At 64.1% G+C, this 15658-nt stretch carries 12 protein-coding genes and 1 pseudogene; 5 read left to right on the top strand and 8 right to left on the bottom strand.

The features are described from left to right. Positions 1-343: 343 nt before the first annotated feature. From ACEN42_RS31220 to ACEN42_RS31210, 3 genes and pseudogenes are all read left to right on the top strand, one after another. A pseudogene (locus ACEN42_RS31220) lies at positions 344-1799 on the top strand (MFS transporter). Positions 1800-1971: 172 nt separating this feature from the next. Beyond that, entirely contained in the window at positions 1972-2451 is a 480-nt protein-coding gene (locus ACEN42_RS31215) for a DUF305 domain-containing protein (protein ID WP_371883504.1), read from the top strand. Then, positions 2448-3926, top strand: a complete 1479-nt coding sequence (locus ACEN42_RS31210; RefSeq protein WP_371883503.1) for a YncE family protein — start codon at positions 2448-2450, stop codon at positions 3924-3926. The genes ACEN42_RS31215 and ACEN42_RS31210 overlap by 4 nt, the downstream gene beginning before the upstream one ends. A gap of 32 nt (positions 3927-3958) precedes the next feature. On the opposite strand, the gene ACEN42_RS31205 is transcribed toward ACEN42_RS31210, so the two are convergent. Continuing rightward, positions 3959-4234: a hypothetical protein gene (locus ACEN42_RS31205; RefSeq protein WP_250485962.1), complete on the bottom strand. Its 276-nt coding sequence runs from the start codon at positions 4232-4234 to the stop codon at positions 3959-3961. 266 nt (positions 4235-4500) lie between these two features. Here ACEN42_RS31205 and ACEN42_RS31200 point away from each other — a divergent pair, with 266 nt between their 5' ends. Both ACEN42_RS31200 and ACEN42_RS31195 read left to right on the top strand, forming a co-directional pair. Then, on the top strand, positions 4501-5247 hold the full coding sequence (locus ACEN42_RS31200) for an SDR family NAD(P)-dependent oxidoreductase (RefSeq protein ID WP_371883502.1): 747 nt from the start codon (positions 4501-4503) through the stop codon (positions 5245-5247). A 73-nt stretch (positions 5248-5320) separates the two neighbouring features. Next, a complete protein-coding gene (locus tag ACEN42_RS31195) occupies positions 5321-5968 on the top strand; it encodes a glutathione S-transferase family protein (protein WP_371883501.1) in 648 nt (215 codons plus the stop codon). 14 nt (positions 5969-5982) lie between these two features. Here ACEN42_RS31195 and ACEN42_RS31190 read toward each other — a convergent pair whose 3' ends face one another. The 7 genes from ACEN42_RS31190 to cueO form a co-directional block, all read right to left on the bottom strand. Beyond that, entirely contained in the window at positions 5983-8853 is a 2871-nt protein-coding gene (locus ACEN42_RS31190) for a winged helix-turn-helix domain-containing protein (RefSeq protein WP_371883500.1), read from the bottom strand. A gap of 195 nt (positions 8854-9048) precedes the next feature. Then, positions 9049-9795 (bottom strand): SDR family NAD(P)-dependent oxidoreductase, encoded by a 747-nt coding sequence (locus ACEN42_RS31185; RefSeq protein ID WP_371883499.1) that lies wholly within the window; start codon positions 9793-9795, stop codon positions 9049-9051. Positions 9796-9840: 45 nt separating this feature from the next. Next, positions 9841-10701 carry an alpha/beta fold hydrolase gene (locus tag ACEN42_RS31180; protein WP_371883498.1) on the bottom strand — a complete coding sequence of 287 codons (861 nt, stop codon included), beginning with the start codon at positions 10699-10701 and terminating at the stop codon, positions 9841-9843. Positions 10702-10883: 182 nt separating this feature from the next. Next, positions 10884-11285, bottom strand: coding sequence for an ester cyclase (locus tag ACEN42_RS31175; RefSeq protein ID WP_371883497.1), 402 nt, complete (start codon positions 11283-11285; stop codon positions 10884-10886). A 46-nt stretch (positions 11286-11331) separates the two neighbouring features. Beyond that, complete coding sequence (locus ACEN42_RS31170; protein ID WP_371883496.1) at positions 11332-12534, bottom strand: MFS transporter; 1203 nt, start codon at positions 12532-12534, stop codon at positions 11332-11334. Positions 12535-12577: 43 nt separating this feature from the next. Continuing rightward, positions 12578-13285 carry an SDR family NAD(P)-dependent oxidoreductase gene (locus tag ACEN42_RS31165; RefSeq protein WP_371883955.1) on the bottom strand — a complete coding sequence of 236 codons (708 nt, stop codon included), beginning with the start codon at positions 13283-13285 and terminating at the stop codon, positions 12578-12580. 412 nt (positions 13286-13697) lie between these two features. Continuing rightward, the gene (gene cueO / locus ACEN42_RS31160) at positions 13698-15251 is read right to left on the bottom strand and encodes a multicopper oxidase CueO (RefSeq protein WP_371883495.1); all 1554 of its coding nucleotides are present in this window, start codon (positions 15249-15251) and stop codon (positions 13698-13700) included. Between the last annotated feature and the right edge of the window lie 407 nt (positions 15252-15658).

Raw genomic sequence — 15658 nt, 5'->3', positions numbered from 1 at the left:
CCACGATAAGCGACGCCTGTCGCGTCGGCGGCGTTTTCCCAGTGCCGAGTGAGTGAATTTGTCAGATCCGCTTGCGGTGATCTCGCCCCCGGAAATCGCGAAGGCCATCTGCTCTGATTTGGCCGGCGCCGATCCGTGAGCGACCGCTAAAGGATGCGGCCGGAACCAGATGGCGGAGCGTCGAACAACGCGCATTGGCCGGTCACCGCCAGACGCGGTCGCTCGAAACCGACCCCCTACCGGCCGCTCGAGCCGGCGTCGTCTGTACGACCGCTATCAAGAAGAACCGGCTGGCCGCAGCCTCACCGATAACTGGAATCTCGACGATAAGAGTTGTACTGCCATGTCATCGACGCAATCCACCTTGCGCGACATCGACCGCCGCTATGCGGGCGCGCCGGCCGTCGCCACCGACGCCGCGCGGGAAACCACCGGACAGATCGGCGCGCGGCTCGACCGGCTGCCGGCGACGCGCACGATCTGGTCGCTGGTCGTGCTCATCTCGCTCGGTGGTTTCTTCGAGTTCTACGAGTTGTTCGCGACAGCGTACATCGCACCGGGCATCATCCGTTCAGGACTGCTGCATGTCACGTCGAGCGGCTTTTTGAGCTTCGACAGCGTGGCCAGCTTCATCGCCGCCTCGTTTCTCGGCCTGCTGATCGGCACGATGATGTTCGGCACCGTTGCGGACCGGCCCGGCCGCCGCTCGGTGTTCACGCTGTCGCTGCTCTGGTACACCGCGTCGGCCGCCATCATGGCATTCCAGACCACGCCGCTCGGCCTGAACTTCTGGCGTCTGATGGTCGGCATCGGACTGGGCGTCGAGCTCGTGACGATCGATAGTTACCTGAGCGAGCTGGTGCCGAAGCACGTGCGCGGCCGCGCTTTCGCGCTGAATCAGCTCGTCACGTTATCTCGCAGTCCCGGTCATCGCGTGTCTCGCGTGGCGGCTCGTCCCGCTGGCACCGTTCGGCTTCGACGGCTGGCGCTGGGTCGTATTGATGGGATCAGCGGGCGCAGTCGTGATCTGGGTGGTCCGGTTGCGCGTGCCGGAAAGCCCGCGCTGGCTCGCCGCGCGTGGCCGCCACGAGGAAGCGAACGCGGTAATGGAAGCGCTCGAAGCACGGGTCGCGCGCGAATCGGGCGCTTCGCTGCCCTCGCCTGCTGCGGAGACCGGAGAGGTGGTCGAACAGGGCCGCCTCAGCGAGATATTCCGTCCGCCGTATCGTTCGCGCACGCTGATGCTGTCCATCTTCCACGTGTTCCAGACGGTCGGGCTCTACGGTTTCTCGAACTGGGTGCCGACCTTCCTGATGCATCAGGGAATCGAAGTGACCGCGAGCCTCGCGTACACGCTCGGTATCACGCTCGTCATGCCTTGCGGGCCGCTCATTGCGATGTGGTACGGAGATCGTGTCGAGCGTAAATGGCAGATCGTCGGCTCGGCGCTGCTGGTGGCCATCGCCGGACTCTGCTTTGCGCAATCGCGCACGCCCGGCCTGACGGTGCTGGCCGGCGCGCTGGTGACGCTCGGCGCAACGACACTGTCGTACAACTTCCATGCCTATCAGTCGGAGCTCTATCCGACGCGCGTGCGGGCTCGGGCGATCGGCTTCGTCTATGCGTGGAGCCGGCTCTCCGGCATCTTCAGCGGCTTTCTGGTCGCCTATGCGTTGCGCGGCGGCGGTGTGTCGGCAGCGCTTCTGTTGATCGCCGCATGCATGGGCATCGATGCCCTGGTGATTGCCGTTCTGGGACCGGCGACGCGCGGGAAGTCGCTGGAGTCGATTTCGCACTAAGCTTTGCAAAGCACGCCTGCGACGGTGCAGACGGTCGCGGGCGTCCGGGTGCCCGCGCCGTCCGGACGTTCGCTCGGCGTCAAAAGCTGGCTCAAAACGTTTCATTCGACGTGTCGATACTGGACAGTAGCCACGCCCAGGCGATGCCCATCCGCGTAAAGGAGTTCCGCCCATGCGTTCCTTCCTTCGCCCGCTCAAACGCTCGTCGTTCGTACTCGTTGTCCTCGCCGCGACAGTGGGCACATCTGCTGTCGCGTTTGCGGCCGATCCCTCCTATACGAGCGTCGAAGAGGCACCCTTCCTCGCCGAAAACGACAAGGCGATGACAAAGATGATGGACGACATGTCCATCAAGCCGACAGGCGACGTCGATCAGGACTTCGTGGCGATGATGGTTCCGCACCATCAGGGCGCGATTGACATGGCGCAGGCCGAGCTGCGCTATGGACGCAACGAACAACTGCGCCGCATTGCCCAGGAGATCGTGGTCGAGCAACAGCAGGAAATCGTCGCGATGCGGCTCGGGCTGGGTCAGCCGCTGCCGGCGCGCGCTCCTGCATCCGACCAGCCGACGCACGCATCCGCCCCGGCAGCGTCGCATTCGATGTCTCATGACACGGCTCACATGAACATGCAGAAGGAGTCTCGATGAAAACCACGTCCAGTGTCGTGACCGCCCTGGCGGTCTTCGCCCTCGCCGCAGCGCAGTCCGTGCTGGCTGGCCAGGCGCCAGGTTTGCTGGCCGATCCGGACATCCCGGTCAGCCACCATGACCGCGTGTATGCGGCCGAGCAGTTCTCCAACACAGTCTCCGTGACCGACCCTGCGGATAACCACCTGGTCGGGGTCATTCGCCTCGGCGATCCGGCGCCCGCCAGCTTCAGCCCGCTGTACCGTGGGCAGGTGCTCGTGCACGGCATGGGCTTCTCGCCGGACCACCACACACTCGCAGTCGTGTCGATCGGTTCCAATTCCGTCACGTTCATCGACACGCAGACGAACGCGATCAGGCATGTCACCTACGTCGGCCGCTCCCCGCACGAGGCGTTCTTCACGCCGGACGGCAAGGAAGTCTGGGTGACCGTGCGCGGTGAAAACTATGTCGACGTCCTTGACGGCAAGACTTTTGAAGAAAAGATGCGCATCACCGTTCCCGCGGGGCCCGGCATGCAGATCTTTTCTCCGGACGGCAAGTATGGATATGTGTGTTCGTCGTTCAATCCCGAGACCGAGGTGATCTCAGTGGCCGACCACCAGATTGTTGGCAAGGTCATGCAGGCAAGCCCCTTCTGTCCCGACCTCGCGGCGACGCCGGACGGCAAGCAGGTCTGGTTCACGCTGAAGGATATAGGAAAGACCCAGGTGTTCGATGCGCACCCGCCCTTCGCATTGCTGAAAACGATCGACACCGGTCCGATCACCAATCACGTCAACATCGTACACAACGCAAATGGGATGTTTGCCTACGTGACCGTGGGTGGGCTTAATCAGGTGAAGGTTTTCCGGACCGACGATTTCTCGCAGGTCGCGACGATTCCGGTCGGCAACTTGCCGCATGGCATCTGGCCGTCAGGCGATGGCAGCCGCGTCTACGTTGGGCTCGAGAACGCCGATATGATGACTGCCATCGATACGCTAACGAACAAGGTCATCGCCAATGTAGCGATCGGGCAGGCGCCACAGGCGGTCGCCTATGTGCCGAATGCCGTGCCGGACGGCGATGGCACCCAGAATATACAAGCGCTCGGATTGGCTGGGCAAACCATCCATCTCGCGCTGATGCCCGCTGCCACGGGCAAACCGGGGGGCGCCGCGAACGCCCCCACCACCGTCACTCTGTTCGATCAGGGACTGGTTCAGGTTCTCCAGGCTGCCGTCACCGGGTTGCAGCCGAAGCAGTCCTACGTGCTGGGTTTTTCGGACAAGCTCGACGGCACCGGCAACGTAGAGCCGCTCGCCAACTTCACGACGAACCCGGCCGGCGCTGCAATTGTCAATGCGCTGGGCCAGATTCGCCAGGTCGTCGCACCGGGGGACGCCACGGATCGCGACAGACGCCGCTATCTTGTGATCGCTCCGCTAGTATCGGGTAAGCCGGGTGCGGTGGTGCAGATTCAGGCGCTTTAAAAGCCGCACCGCGTTCGGTCGCTCTTTCCAAATCAAACGTGGGCGATCTGAGGCAACATTCGGACGAGGCGCGGAAGCAACTCCGTGACCGGCACGCGTACTGCATCGGTCAACTCCCGGATAGCGACGCGTTCCCCGCCGGCCGACGAACCAGGCATTCGCATCGCCCGCGAGTCGCGCGCCACCGCGAGATTCGCAGCGATCGCGCCTTCATCGATGTCGACCCGAGCAGGATGCAGCAAAGTTGATAGTGCCTGTGGATGATCGCGACGGTGAGTTCGTACCAACCCGCCGTGCAACCATTTCATGCTTTGCGGGCTCCTCACGCCTTTAAGCCTATGCTTTTCAGGCATGGAGACGAGCCTCGAAAGTCTTTCTCGTCTGAAGGCCTAACCGCTAATCTGCGTGCAGGAGCCAGAGCATTCCGGCGGACCTGAACAGATCGCGGTCTTCCAGTTTTTCTCGTTTCCCGTCGACGCACGCTGCAAATCGGGCGATGAATTCGACGCGCGCACCTGGGTGCCATAGCTCTGGCGACTTGCATTTGTCATGATCTACTCTATCGGAGCCACAAATGACCCAATCCGTAGTCCTTATCACTGGCGCCCTCACCGGCATCGGCCGCGCAACCGCTTTTGCGTTTGCCCGCTCGGGCGCACGCCTCGTCGTGTCGGGCCGCCGCGTCTCACAGGGTGAGGCGCTCGAGGCAGAACTCCGCGAATCAGGCGCAGAAGCGTTCTTTGTACAGGCCGACGTACGCCGCGACGAAGACGTGCGTCGCCTAGTCGATGAAACCGTTGCCCGCTTTGGCCGGCTCGACATCGCAGTCAACAATGCCGGCACGGAAGGCCGGCCGGGGCCAGTGGTCGAGCAGACCGCCGAGAGTTATGCCGATACCTTCGACACCAACGTGCTCGGCACGTTGCTGAGTCTCAAGCACGAACTGCGCGTGATGACCGCGCAGCAAGCCGGAAGTATCGTCAACATATCTTCGACTTATGGTCACGAGGGCGCCGCGTTCGCCTCGGTGTATGCGGGCAGCAAGCACGCAGTGGAAGGCATTACGAAATCGGCCGCGCTCGAGGCCGCATCGGCGGGCGTTCGTGTCAATGCTGTCGCGCCCGGTCCCACTGACACAGGCATGCTGGACCGTTTCACGAGCACGCCGGAGAACAAGGCAGCGCTCGCCGCAACGGTGCCGCTCGCGCGAATCGGCAGGCCCGACGACATCGCCGCGGCCGTGCTCTACCTGGCAAATGAAGGTGCTGCGTTCGTCACGGGACAGATTCTCACCGTCGACGGCGGCAAGACCGCAGGCTGAACGCTCAGCGCGTATTCGCCTTCCTGCTCAGCCGGCAAAACACCATATAAGCGACGTTTCTGGATAACAGACAATGAACACCGATCTCACCTTCTTCGAATCCAAGGCCTCCCCCAACTCTCGCAGGGTCCGTATCTTCCTCGCCGAGAAAGGCATCGAATTTCCAATTAAACCGGTGGACCTCGGCGCGAAGGAGCAATTTTCTGATGCCTACGTCGCAATCAACCCGCGCCGGCAGGTTCCCACGCTCGTGCTCCGAGACGGCACTGCGATTGGCGAAGTCCCGGCAATCTGGCGCTACATCGAAGAGGCCTACCCCGAGACGCCCGCGCTGCTGGGCACGACGCCAACGACGAAGGCGCTCGTCGCCATGTGGGAACGACGTGCTGAACTGGACGGATTCTCGGCAGTGATGGAGGGCGTCAGGAATGCCGTCCCCGGGTTGAACGGCCGGGCGCTGTCGGGTCCGCATGGGTATGAGCAGATTCCCGAAATCGTCGAGCGCAGCAAGCTGCGCGTCGCGAACTTCTTCGGCGATTTCAATGACCGGCTCAAGACAATACCGTTCGTCGCGGGCGATGCGTTTTCAGTGGCGGACATCACGACGCTGGTGACGATCGACTTCGCGGCGGGCGGCATGAAGCTCGCCATTCCCGCGGGGTTCGACGCGCTGCAGGCGTGGTATGACAAGGTGTCGGCGCGTTCATCGTCGAAGGCATGACCGATGCCGCGCGCTCAGTGCCCGTGCGCGCGGCTTCGGTGCTTGGCCTCAGCGCCGGTAAGCGCTGCGCCGGCCCGTGTCGCGCCCGCGTCCGCGGACTGCCGCGTCGCGGGAAAGATGGCCTCCAGCGCGGCTTGCGCGTCGCCTTTCATGTGCCGGAGCCTCGCGAGACTCATCGCGCAACGCGACTGCCACGCGACGAAGCCGAGTTCCCCCGCCATCTGAAGGGCTTCGCACAGAATCGATTCGGCCGCCGGTATCGCCTCGTCGCCCCGGCTGGCGACCAGTATCTCCGCCTTCGCTCTCCACAGCTCGGGCAGAGCGCACCGGTCGTCGGTGCGAACCGCGCGTGTCAGCGACGCGTCGATGACCTCGGCCGCCTCGGCAATCATGCCCCGCCTGCACAACGACTCGGCCAGCGCCGTGATGTAAGGCGAGAGCGACACGTAGAAGCGCTTCGAACCGATGTTCGTCATCGCCGGGGAGATGGTCCGGCCGAACGCGGCCGTGTCGCCCGCGCGCAGGTCGAGCAGTCCTTGCCACATCCGCGCACGGGCGCGCCAGGTCGAAATACTGTGACGCCGCGTTTCCACCACGAGAGGCGCGACGGCCTCCTCGAGCGCGGCATCGTCACCACACAATACGGCCAGCGTGCAAACGGCTTCGCTCAGCGCGTAACAGATCGAGACGGGATGGTCGAACTCTCGCGCATCATCGAGCGATTGTCGTGCTGCCTGCCGCGCCTGATCCACATTCCCCATGAACCACAGCGTGAGTGCGAGCGATGCGTGAGACAGCATCTTCTCGTCGTACAGGAAGCGCATCCGTTGCGCGCGCGTCAGCGGCGAAGGATCATTCGATGCGCGTTCCAGGTTCACGAGCGCGCCCTGAAGATCGCCGCCGAATAGATGCGACATGCCATTCAGACGACAGGCTGCGAGCTGATCGCATTTGCAAGCCGACGTCGATGCGAGGTCACTGAACCGATGAGCAAGCGGGATGGCCCGCGCGTATTCGCCATTCAGGTAGTGGCACATCCAGCGCCCCCACATGCCCAGCAGTTGATAATCCGGGTTACCGACCCGCGCCGCGATTTCCACGACTGATTCGAAGGCATCACTGGTGCTGGCTGCGACGGTATGACAAAGCAGACACATCCCGCGCGCCGCGTGAAGCTTCATTTGCCGCTCGTCAACCGGACCGCCTTCGACCGACAGCCATTCCAAGGCCACGTCGACTTTCTCGAGACACTCTTGAAGCAGCGCCAGATGCATCAGAAACGGAATGCCGGCGACCGTGAGTTCGATTGCCAGCGGCATGTCCCCTTCGGCGCTGAAGCCCCACAGCATCGCGGCGCGAAGGTCGTCCAGATGCGGCGCATAGCCATTTTTCCAGTCGACATCGGCGCGCACCTCTGTCTGCCGCTCGGCGGCCCGGAAGATTTCGAGGAAGTAGCTTGCGTGCCGCCTCGACCATTCACGCATCGCACCGCTCTCGCGTAGCGCGTCCCGCGCGTACGCACGCGTCGATTCCAGCAACCGATACCGGACATAGCCGCTGCCAGGAACCACTGAAACAAGCGATTTGTCGACGAGCTGCATCAAAGCCGCCACAACGGCGTCCGGGGAAAGCGCCGCGCAACTCGCCATTTCCTGCGCTGATGCCAGCGTGAACGTTCCCGAGAAAAGACTCAGCCGATTCAGCACCGATCGCTGATCGTCGGACAAAAGGCCATAGCTCCAGTCGAGCGTGGCGCGCTGCGTCTGCTGCCTCGGGAGCGCCGTGCGCGCGCCGTGCGTGAGGATCTGGAAGCGATTCCCGAGCCGGTCGGCCACACCCTGCAGACCGAACGCCGGCACGCAGGCAGCGGCAAGTTCCAGCGCGAGCGGAATGCCGTCGAGCTGTCGGCAAATTTGCGATTTCAGCCGCAACGCCGCACGTGTATCCAGACTGACGGCGCGCGAACTCACGCGTTCGTCGAAGAGACGCACCGCGCTGTAATGGAGCGCACCGTCGCAATCGTCGTCCGGCGGCACGTCGAGCGAAGGAACGCGATAAAGCAGTTCCCCATCGATGCGCAACGGCTCGCGGCTCGTCGCCAGCACGGTCGCTCGCGGGGCGATATGCAGCAGCCGCTCGGCGATCCTCGCGGCACCATTGATCAGATGCTCGCAGTTGTCCAGAACGAGCAGCAGATGCCGCGAGATCAGGCCCGGCGCGAGCCGGTCGAGCGAAGGCGTTCCATCGCCCGGGGGAAAACCGAGCGCGACGGCGACGGTCGTCGGGATATGGTCCGCAGATGTGGTTGCGGCGAGTTCGGCCATGAACGCGCCATCGGCAAAGAGAGGCGCCGCCTGACGCGCAGCTTCGAGCGCCAGCCGCGTCTTTCCCACACCGCCGGTACCCACGAGCGTGACCAGACGATGCGTTTGCAGGCCACGGCAAATCTCGCGCACGGCCGCTTCCTGACCAATGAGAGGACTGATCGCGGCAGGCAGCCGCGAGCCCGGAAAAAACGGACCGTCCGCTCGCATGGCAGTTGACTGGTCCGATTCCCTCGCTGGCGCGAGCGGTTCCGCGGTGAACTGGTATCCGCGCCCCGTCACCGTACGTATTGCCGCCCGATCGTCTCCGAGCGCACGGCGAAGCGCGGAAACCTGAGCTTCGACGGTATTGTTCTCGACGACGCGGTCGTGCCACACGCTCGCGATGATCTCGTCCTTGCTCACAACGGAACCACGCGACTCCACCAGAACGAGGAGCAGGTCGAACGCTCGCTCGCCGATGTCGACTCTGATTCCGCGATGCAACACCTCTCGGCGGCGCGGCGCGACGATCGTCGTCCCGAAAGCGAAGTCATCGTGATGCGGCATGCACGCGTTCATGCGGGCCTCCTCGTGACGAGGTGCGGACAACCGGGATCGAGCGTGAATCCGGGGCGCTCTCTTCATTCACCGGTTCAGCGCGCATCCGATTGTACCGCCGGGCCTGCGATGCCACGATGGGCGTGACTTCCTGCTGCCGTGACATCAGCACATTTCAGCGCGTTTCAGCGCGTACAGGACCGCATCACGCAGATGTCAGAGTTTCGAGCCGCCGTCGACGCGCAGCGTATCGCCTGTGACCCAGCGGGCTAAATCGGATGCCAGGAAAACCGCGGCCCCGGCGATGTCGTCGGGCTGGGCCACACGCTTGAGCGCCTGCATGCCGAGCGTGAAGTTGCGGCCCGCATCGGTTTTCGCGAAGTTCGACATGTCCGTCTCGACGACACCCGGCGCAATCGCATTGACACGAATGCCGCGCTCGCCGAGCGCGGATGCGAAGTGCCGCACGAGCGTATCGATCGCGCCCTTGGTCGCTGCGTAGGCGGACAGATTGTTCACGGCGCTGCGTGCCGCGAGCGACGACAGCAACACGACGCTGCTGCCCTCGCCGAACATCGGCAGCAATTGCTGTACGAGAAAGTACGGCGCGCGCACGTTGACCGCGAAGAGGTTGTCGAAATCTTCGACGGTCGTCTCTTCGATGGCCGCCGCCTTGGAGATGCCCGCGTTCGCGATCAGAACATCCAGCCGGTCGCCGGCCAGCGCGCGCACCCGTTTTGCAAGCTCGTGCGGGCCATCCGCGGCGCGCAAATCCGCCGCTACCTTGTCGGCATTGCCACCCGCGGCGCGAATCGCTTCGACGACTGAATCCGCGGCGTCTTCAGCGCTACCGAAATGAACGAGTACGCGCGCACCGGCCTTGGCCAGTGCCAGGGCGATGGCCCGGCCGATGCCGCGGGAAGCGCCCGTGACGAGCGCGGTTTTTCCGGTCAGACTGGTCATGATCAAACTCCTGAGGATGATTGGCGAGGACGTCGGCGGTTGTGCTCAGGCGTACGGGCGTTCCGAGAGAAACTGCGCAACGTGCGTGACGAAGCGCTCGGGATACTGATACAGCGAGCCGTGATTCGCATCGGGATAGATGATCAGTTGGGCATCGGGTATGTGCTGCTGCAGGATCCACGAGTTGATCGAATAGATGATCACGTCGTTGTCGCCGTTCACGACGAGTGTCGGCTGCGTGATGGCCTCCAGATAGGCATACGGGTTTTCGCGCGCGGCGCCCCACTTGGCGAGCGCGGCGAGCTGAGCCGGCGCGACCTTGTCGTTCGCTTCGGGATCGCGGTTTTCCTTGCGCAGACGAAACCGTTCGAGGAAAGCGCGCCCCGCTGTCTGGCTCGAGGCAGACGGCGCGAAGTGCACGCGTAGCCAGAGGTGGTCGGGCTCGTCATAACTCACGCCGAAGATCTCCTGTGCCTCCGGAGTCAGCGAAGCCATGCCTTCACCGCTGCGCGGGCCGGTACCCACGAGAATCAGCCTGCGCACCAGCGGAGGTCTCGTGATTGCGAGTTGCTGCGCGATAAGACCGCCCATCGAGAAGCCGAGCACGTCGACCTGTTTCAATTCCAGTGCATCGATGAAAGCCGCCGCGTTCGCCGCCATTTCCTCGATCGATTCCGGCACCTTGCCCGAGCTGCTGGAGATGCCCGCGTTGTTGAACAGGATCACTTCGCGGCCTTGGGCGAGACCGTCGGTGACGGCCGGATCCCAGTGATCCATCGTGCCGGTGAAGTGAATGTTCATGATGAGCGGCACGCCTTGCGGATTCCCGAACCGGCGGTATGCGAAACGGATGCCGTTCGCTTCGACGTACTGCGTGGGTGCTGTGTGATGGGTATGGCGGGTCATGGCTGTCATCCTTTGAGTTCGGGAAAAAGTCAGGTGACTCATATCTGGAACGTATGGGGCATCCGCTGATGCGTTGCCTGCTGATGCTCAATGTAGGCGCATCGCGCACGCTTGAAAAAGACTTTTGAGGCAGCGCCCCATGCGTGACAGGCATGGCTAACAACGTGCTGCCGCGCGTGGGATCAGTCTGGAAACCGGTCGCCGAACATCGGAAGTCCGCTGACGGCTTGGGATTCGGTTGCCTCCTCCTGCAAAACGTCCCAGTGCTCGGCCAGCTTTCCGTTTTCAAAGCGTACGATGTCGGCCGCGATCCACGCCGCCGCACGCCCGTTGCCGGAGAAGCGACCATGCGCGATGACATAGTCGCCTTCCGCCACCACGAGCTGGTTTTCGTAGCGCAAGGTATCGGGCAACGTGCGGATCAGATCGAACAGGCCGTCGCGTCCGGGCGCGATGTGCGCGCTGTGCTGGATATAGTGCTCGGACCAGAAACGGTTTGCGGCTGCGTAGTCCCGCTTGTTGAAGAGCGTGTCGAAGGCTTCCAGCAACAGCGCCTTGTTGCGCTCCGAAGATGTGTTGGTCATGTCAGTCTCCATAGATCGGCTTGACGATCGTCGCTCGTTCAGGCAGTCAGTTCGCAGCGGCTGTTTCCGCGGCGGTGCGCGCCGACCGGCCGAAAAGCATGATGGCGAGCATCGCAAGCACACACAGCGCGGCGCCCGAGTACATCGCGTCGAACAGTCCGTAACGGTCGACGATCACGCCGCCCGCGAACGAGCCGAGCGCGATCGAGATCTGGAAGACCGCGACGAACAGCGCCATGCCGCCCTCGCGCATGTCGGGAGTGGCTTGCGCCATCCACATTTGCAACGCGACTGGCATCGCACCGTAAGACACGCCCCACACCGCGAGAGCCGCGATCGCCGAGATGCGATGGATGCCGAGCGCAGGGAGCACCGCCACCGGGAGCGCGATGAACAGGATCGTAGCGAGCAAGGTCGTACGCACATCGCGTTGCGCCCCTGCGCCGCCGATGAAATTGCCGAACAGGCCGATCAGCGTGTAGCCGAGCAGCAGCGACGAGATCGTCTTGCCGTCGAACCCCGAGACCGTCGCCAGGAACGGCGTCACGTAGGTGTAGGTCGCGAACTGGCCGCAGAGCGCGAGCATCATCGCCACGAGCCCGACTCGCCCCGGCCGCGTTGCCAGAATGCCCAGCAAGTCGCGCCCGCTGATGCGCTGTATCACGCGAAGCTCGGGCAGCACCGCCATTTGTACAAGCAACGCGAGGAGCGACATCGCCAGCGCGGCCCCGAATGCCGCGCGCCAGCCGGCAAGCTCTCCGATCAGTGCGCCAGCGGGACCGCCGATCAGCATGCCGAGCGATACGCCGGCGAATATCAGCGAGGTCGCGCGCCCGATATGCCGTTCGGCCACCAGCCTCGCACCCAGGCCCGCCCCGATGGCCCAGAATCCCCCGATCCCGATACCGAACAACGCGCGCGCGAAAACGAGAACGGGAAAATTCGGCGCAAGCATGGCGATCAGGTTCGATGCGACCAGGATGAGTCCCAGGCCCTGAAGCACGCGCCGGCGATCGACGCGCCGCACCGCGACCGTCACCGCAGGCGCGGCGATGGCGGCCAGCAGTCCGGGCGCGCTGACCATGATGCCGGCAGCGCCCTCGCTGACGGCGAGTCCTTGGCTGATGTAGCGCAGGAGGCCTACGGGAAGAAACTCGGTCGTGCAGAATACAGTCGCGCTCAAGGCAACCGAGAGGACTGCAAACCATTCCGGTGACTGGGTGGATCGACAATTTTCGGACGGGTTCATGATCCTTTTCCTTTTGGATGTGATGGAATATCGATAGCTTTCTTCAGCCAGTGGTTCGGTCATTGACTCGCACAACTTCACCAGTGACCCAGCGCGCCGCGTCGGATGCGAGGAATGTGACGACGCTGCCAACGTCATTGGCGCCGCCCTCGCGTGTCTGTTCAGCCAACGCTGGCTTATCCCCCTCTACGAGGCTTTCCGCGACTCCGTTGACGCGAATGCCGCGGCCGCCCAGAGCGAAGGCGAAATGCCCGACCAATGTCTGAATGGCGCCGCCGATCGCCGCGTCGACTGCGTGACGTCCACCCGCGGCTTGACGCGCTGGCAGAAGAAGAAACGTGACGTTGCTTCGCATGCACATGATGGGAAGCAACTGCTGGACGAGAAAAAACGGCGCGCGGACGTTGAGCGCGATCTGATGATCGAAATCGTCGGCGGACATGTCGCCGATGACGTCGCTCGTCGACATTCCCGCGTTCGCGACGAGGATGTCGAGTCGGTCGCCCACGATAGCGCGGACCTGCCTCGCGAGCCGATACGGTCCCTCACGCGTCGTCAGGTCTGCGACGATCGCACCGGACCTGCTGCCAATGCCGCGGATCTCGCGCACGACGGTCTCGGCCTCGCCCGCGCCGCGACCGTCGTGAACGATGACCTGCGCCCCGGCTCTCGCAAGCGCCAGAGCGGCGGCGCGGCCGCTGCCGCGCGAGGCGCCCGTGACGACAGCGGTCTTTCCTGCGAGGGCATTCATGTCGTCTTCCTTTCGGCCTGTCTTTGCGGTGGCGGCGCGTAGGGTTGCGCCGCCGATGGACACGAAAGATAGGCTGTGCAGGCCGTCGCGAGAAAGACTTTATAGGCTGGTCTCCATACCTGCGAGGCATGGACGGGAGATGGCGTTTTGCCGCTGGCGATAGTTAATCGACATAGCGGAAGAAGGCAGGCTGACGGTGGCAGCAGCGTGCCGCTACTGATGCGAAGCGCGCGTGGAGTCGAGCCGGCCGATGCTAGCGAACGTCGGGTGAGGCAATCTGGGCACAGACGGCTCTTAAGCCCCGAAAATCACCGACTACGACGCCAGCACGCACCATCGCAGCGTGAAGCCGTCGGACATCGGGAAGCGCCGGGTGGACGTCGTGGATGATAGCCAGACCGCCCCGCGCGCTCTACGCCACCGTGAACTGCGCCATCATGCCGGAGTCCTCATGTTCCAGGATGTGGCAGTGCGCCATGTAGGGCGCGTCGGCAGCGGCCGGGTGAGGAAAGCTCAGCAGCAGCTCGCTCACGCCCGCATTCGTGATCGGTGCGATGTCCTTCCACCCGGCCCGATGCGGCTGCGGCGGTCGCCCGTTCTCGGAGAGGATGCGGAACTGGCAGCCATGGATGTGCACCGGATGCAGCATCTTGTCGTCGCCTTCGGAAACCCGCCAGCGCAGCAGGTCGCCGCGGCCGGCCGTGAAGCCCGGCTCTTTCAGGGCGAAGGGCTTGCCGTTGACGCCGTTGAGCGCAAGCTGCTCGGCCATCGGCAAGGCAGGATCGCCCTCGATGAGCCGGGTAACGCGGGCGACCACCTCAGGTGCGACGGGGCCCGGCATCGTCATGCCCATCATCAGCCCGACCTTCATCAGCGGCATCATGCCGGCCTCATCGCGGAACATGTTCATGACCAGCGCCTGGCTGACAGCGGGCGGCTCCGCCGGCAATGACGGCAAGCTCGCCAGCACGTCGGGAAGCCTGCCCTTTCCTTCCGCTCCCGTCGGCCGGATCGTCAGCAGGCGCAGCGGCGCATCGAAGGGCGGCAGCCGCATGATGGCTTCACTCTCGGGCTGCGCGACCAGGTCGAACGGCTTGCCGGAGCGGCAATCCACCATCAGTTCGAAGCGCTCGCCCGCGTGCAGGACGAGCTCGTTCACTTTCACCGGACGCTCCAGCAGTCCACCGTCCGACCCTATGACGAAGAGCGCGCGACCGTCCGAGGCGCTCAGCCGGTAGCTGCGCGCATTGGACCCGTCCAGCACGCGCAGTCGCACCCAGCCGCGCGCGGTGCGTGCCTCCGGATAGTTTGCGCCGTTGACCAGCGGCCGCGTGCCGACATAGCCGTTGATCGCCGTGATGATGTTCATCGCATCGAAGAAGGCGCCGTCGCTGCGAAAGCGGCGATCCTGGATGATCAGCGGAATGTCGTCGATGCCCCAGCGCGAAGGTAGCGCCAGCCGGTCCGCCTCCTCGTCGTCGACGATCAACAGGCCGGCCAGGCCCTTGATCACCTGCGCTGCGGTGGTCGGATAGAAATGCGGGTGGAACCAGAGCGTGGCGGCGGGCTGGTCGATCGGCAGCGTCGGCCGCCAGCGCTCGCCGGGTGCCACGGGCCGGTGCGGACCGCCATCGACATCGCCAGGGATGACCAGCCCGTGCCAATGCACGGTCGTCGGCTCGGGCAGGCGGTTGGTGAAGTCGATTGTCACCGCCTGGCCGCGCCGCACGCGCAGCGCCGGGCCCAGGAAGTCGCCGTCATAGCCGTAGGTCGGCGTGTTCCGGCCCGACAGGAAGCGGCGGCTGCCGCTGCGGGCGTCGAAGGCGATGACGCCCTGCGCGTCCGGCCTGCGTTCCGGCGGGATGGGCAGACTAACCCGGGCATCGCTGGCCCAGCTGGGGAGCGCCGCCAGCGCGCCGAACGCGGCAACGGTCTGGAGCGCCTGACGGCGTGACATGGGCGTCATGGTGAGTTCCAAGGCAAAGCCGGCATGCCGGCGTCAGGATTCGTAGGACGTCTTCACCGCGTCATGCAGGTTCACGGACAGCTTCGAGACCATACGCATCGGTAACCACCGCGCGGTCCATCACGGCATCCAGCTCCCCACGGGCGCTCACGCGCGCTGATCCAGCCATCGCAACCCGGCGCCTGCAGGCAACCGCCTAACGCGGGGGGGCGATGTCATTGTAGGCGACGGCAAGGCCCGTGCAGCGCGGCGTTTCGATCGAGTAGCCGTCAATTTACGTACGAAAATTGCCGGCTCAAGTCATCCCGGCCGAGCTTGCCCGGCATGTGGCCGCACACGTAAGCAAGGCTCTCGACTGCGCCCTGAACTTCGTGATGCCAAGCATGACTGGATAGCCCGCGCGCGGC

Source organism: Caballeronia sp. S22 (assembly GCF_964261745.1).
In the GTDB taxonomy this organism is placed as follows: domain Bacteria; phylum Pseudomonadota; class Gammaproteobacteria; order Burkholderiales; family Burkholderiaceae; genus Caballeronia; species Caballeronia jiangsuensis.
This window is presented reverse-complemented; position numbering and strand designations above follow the sequence as displayed.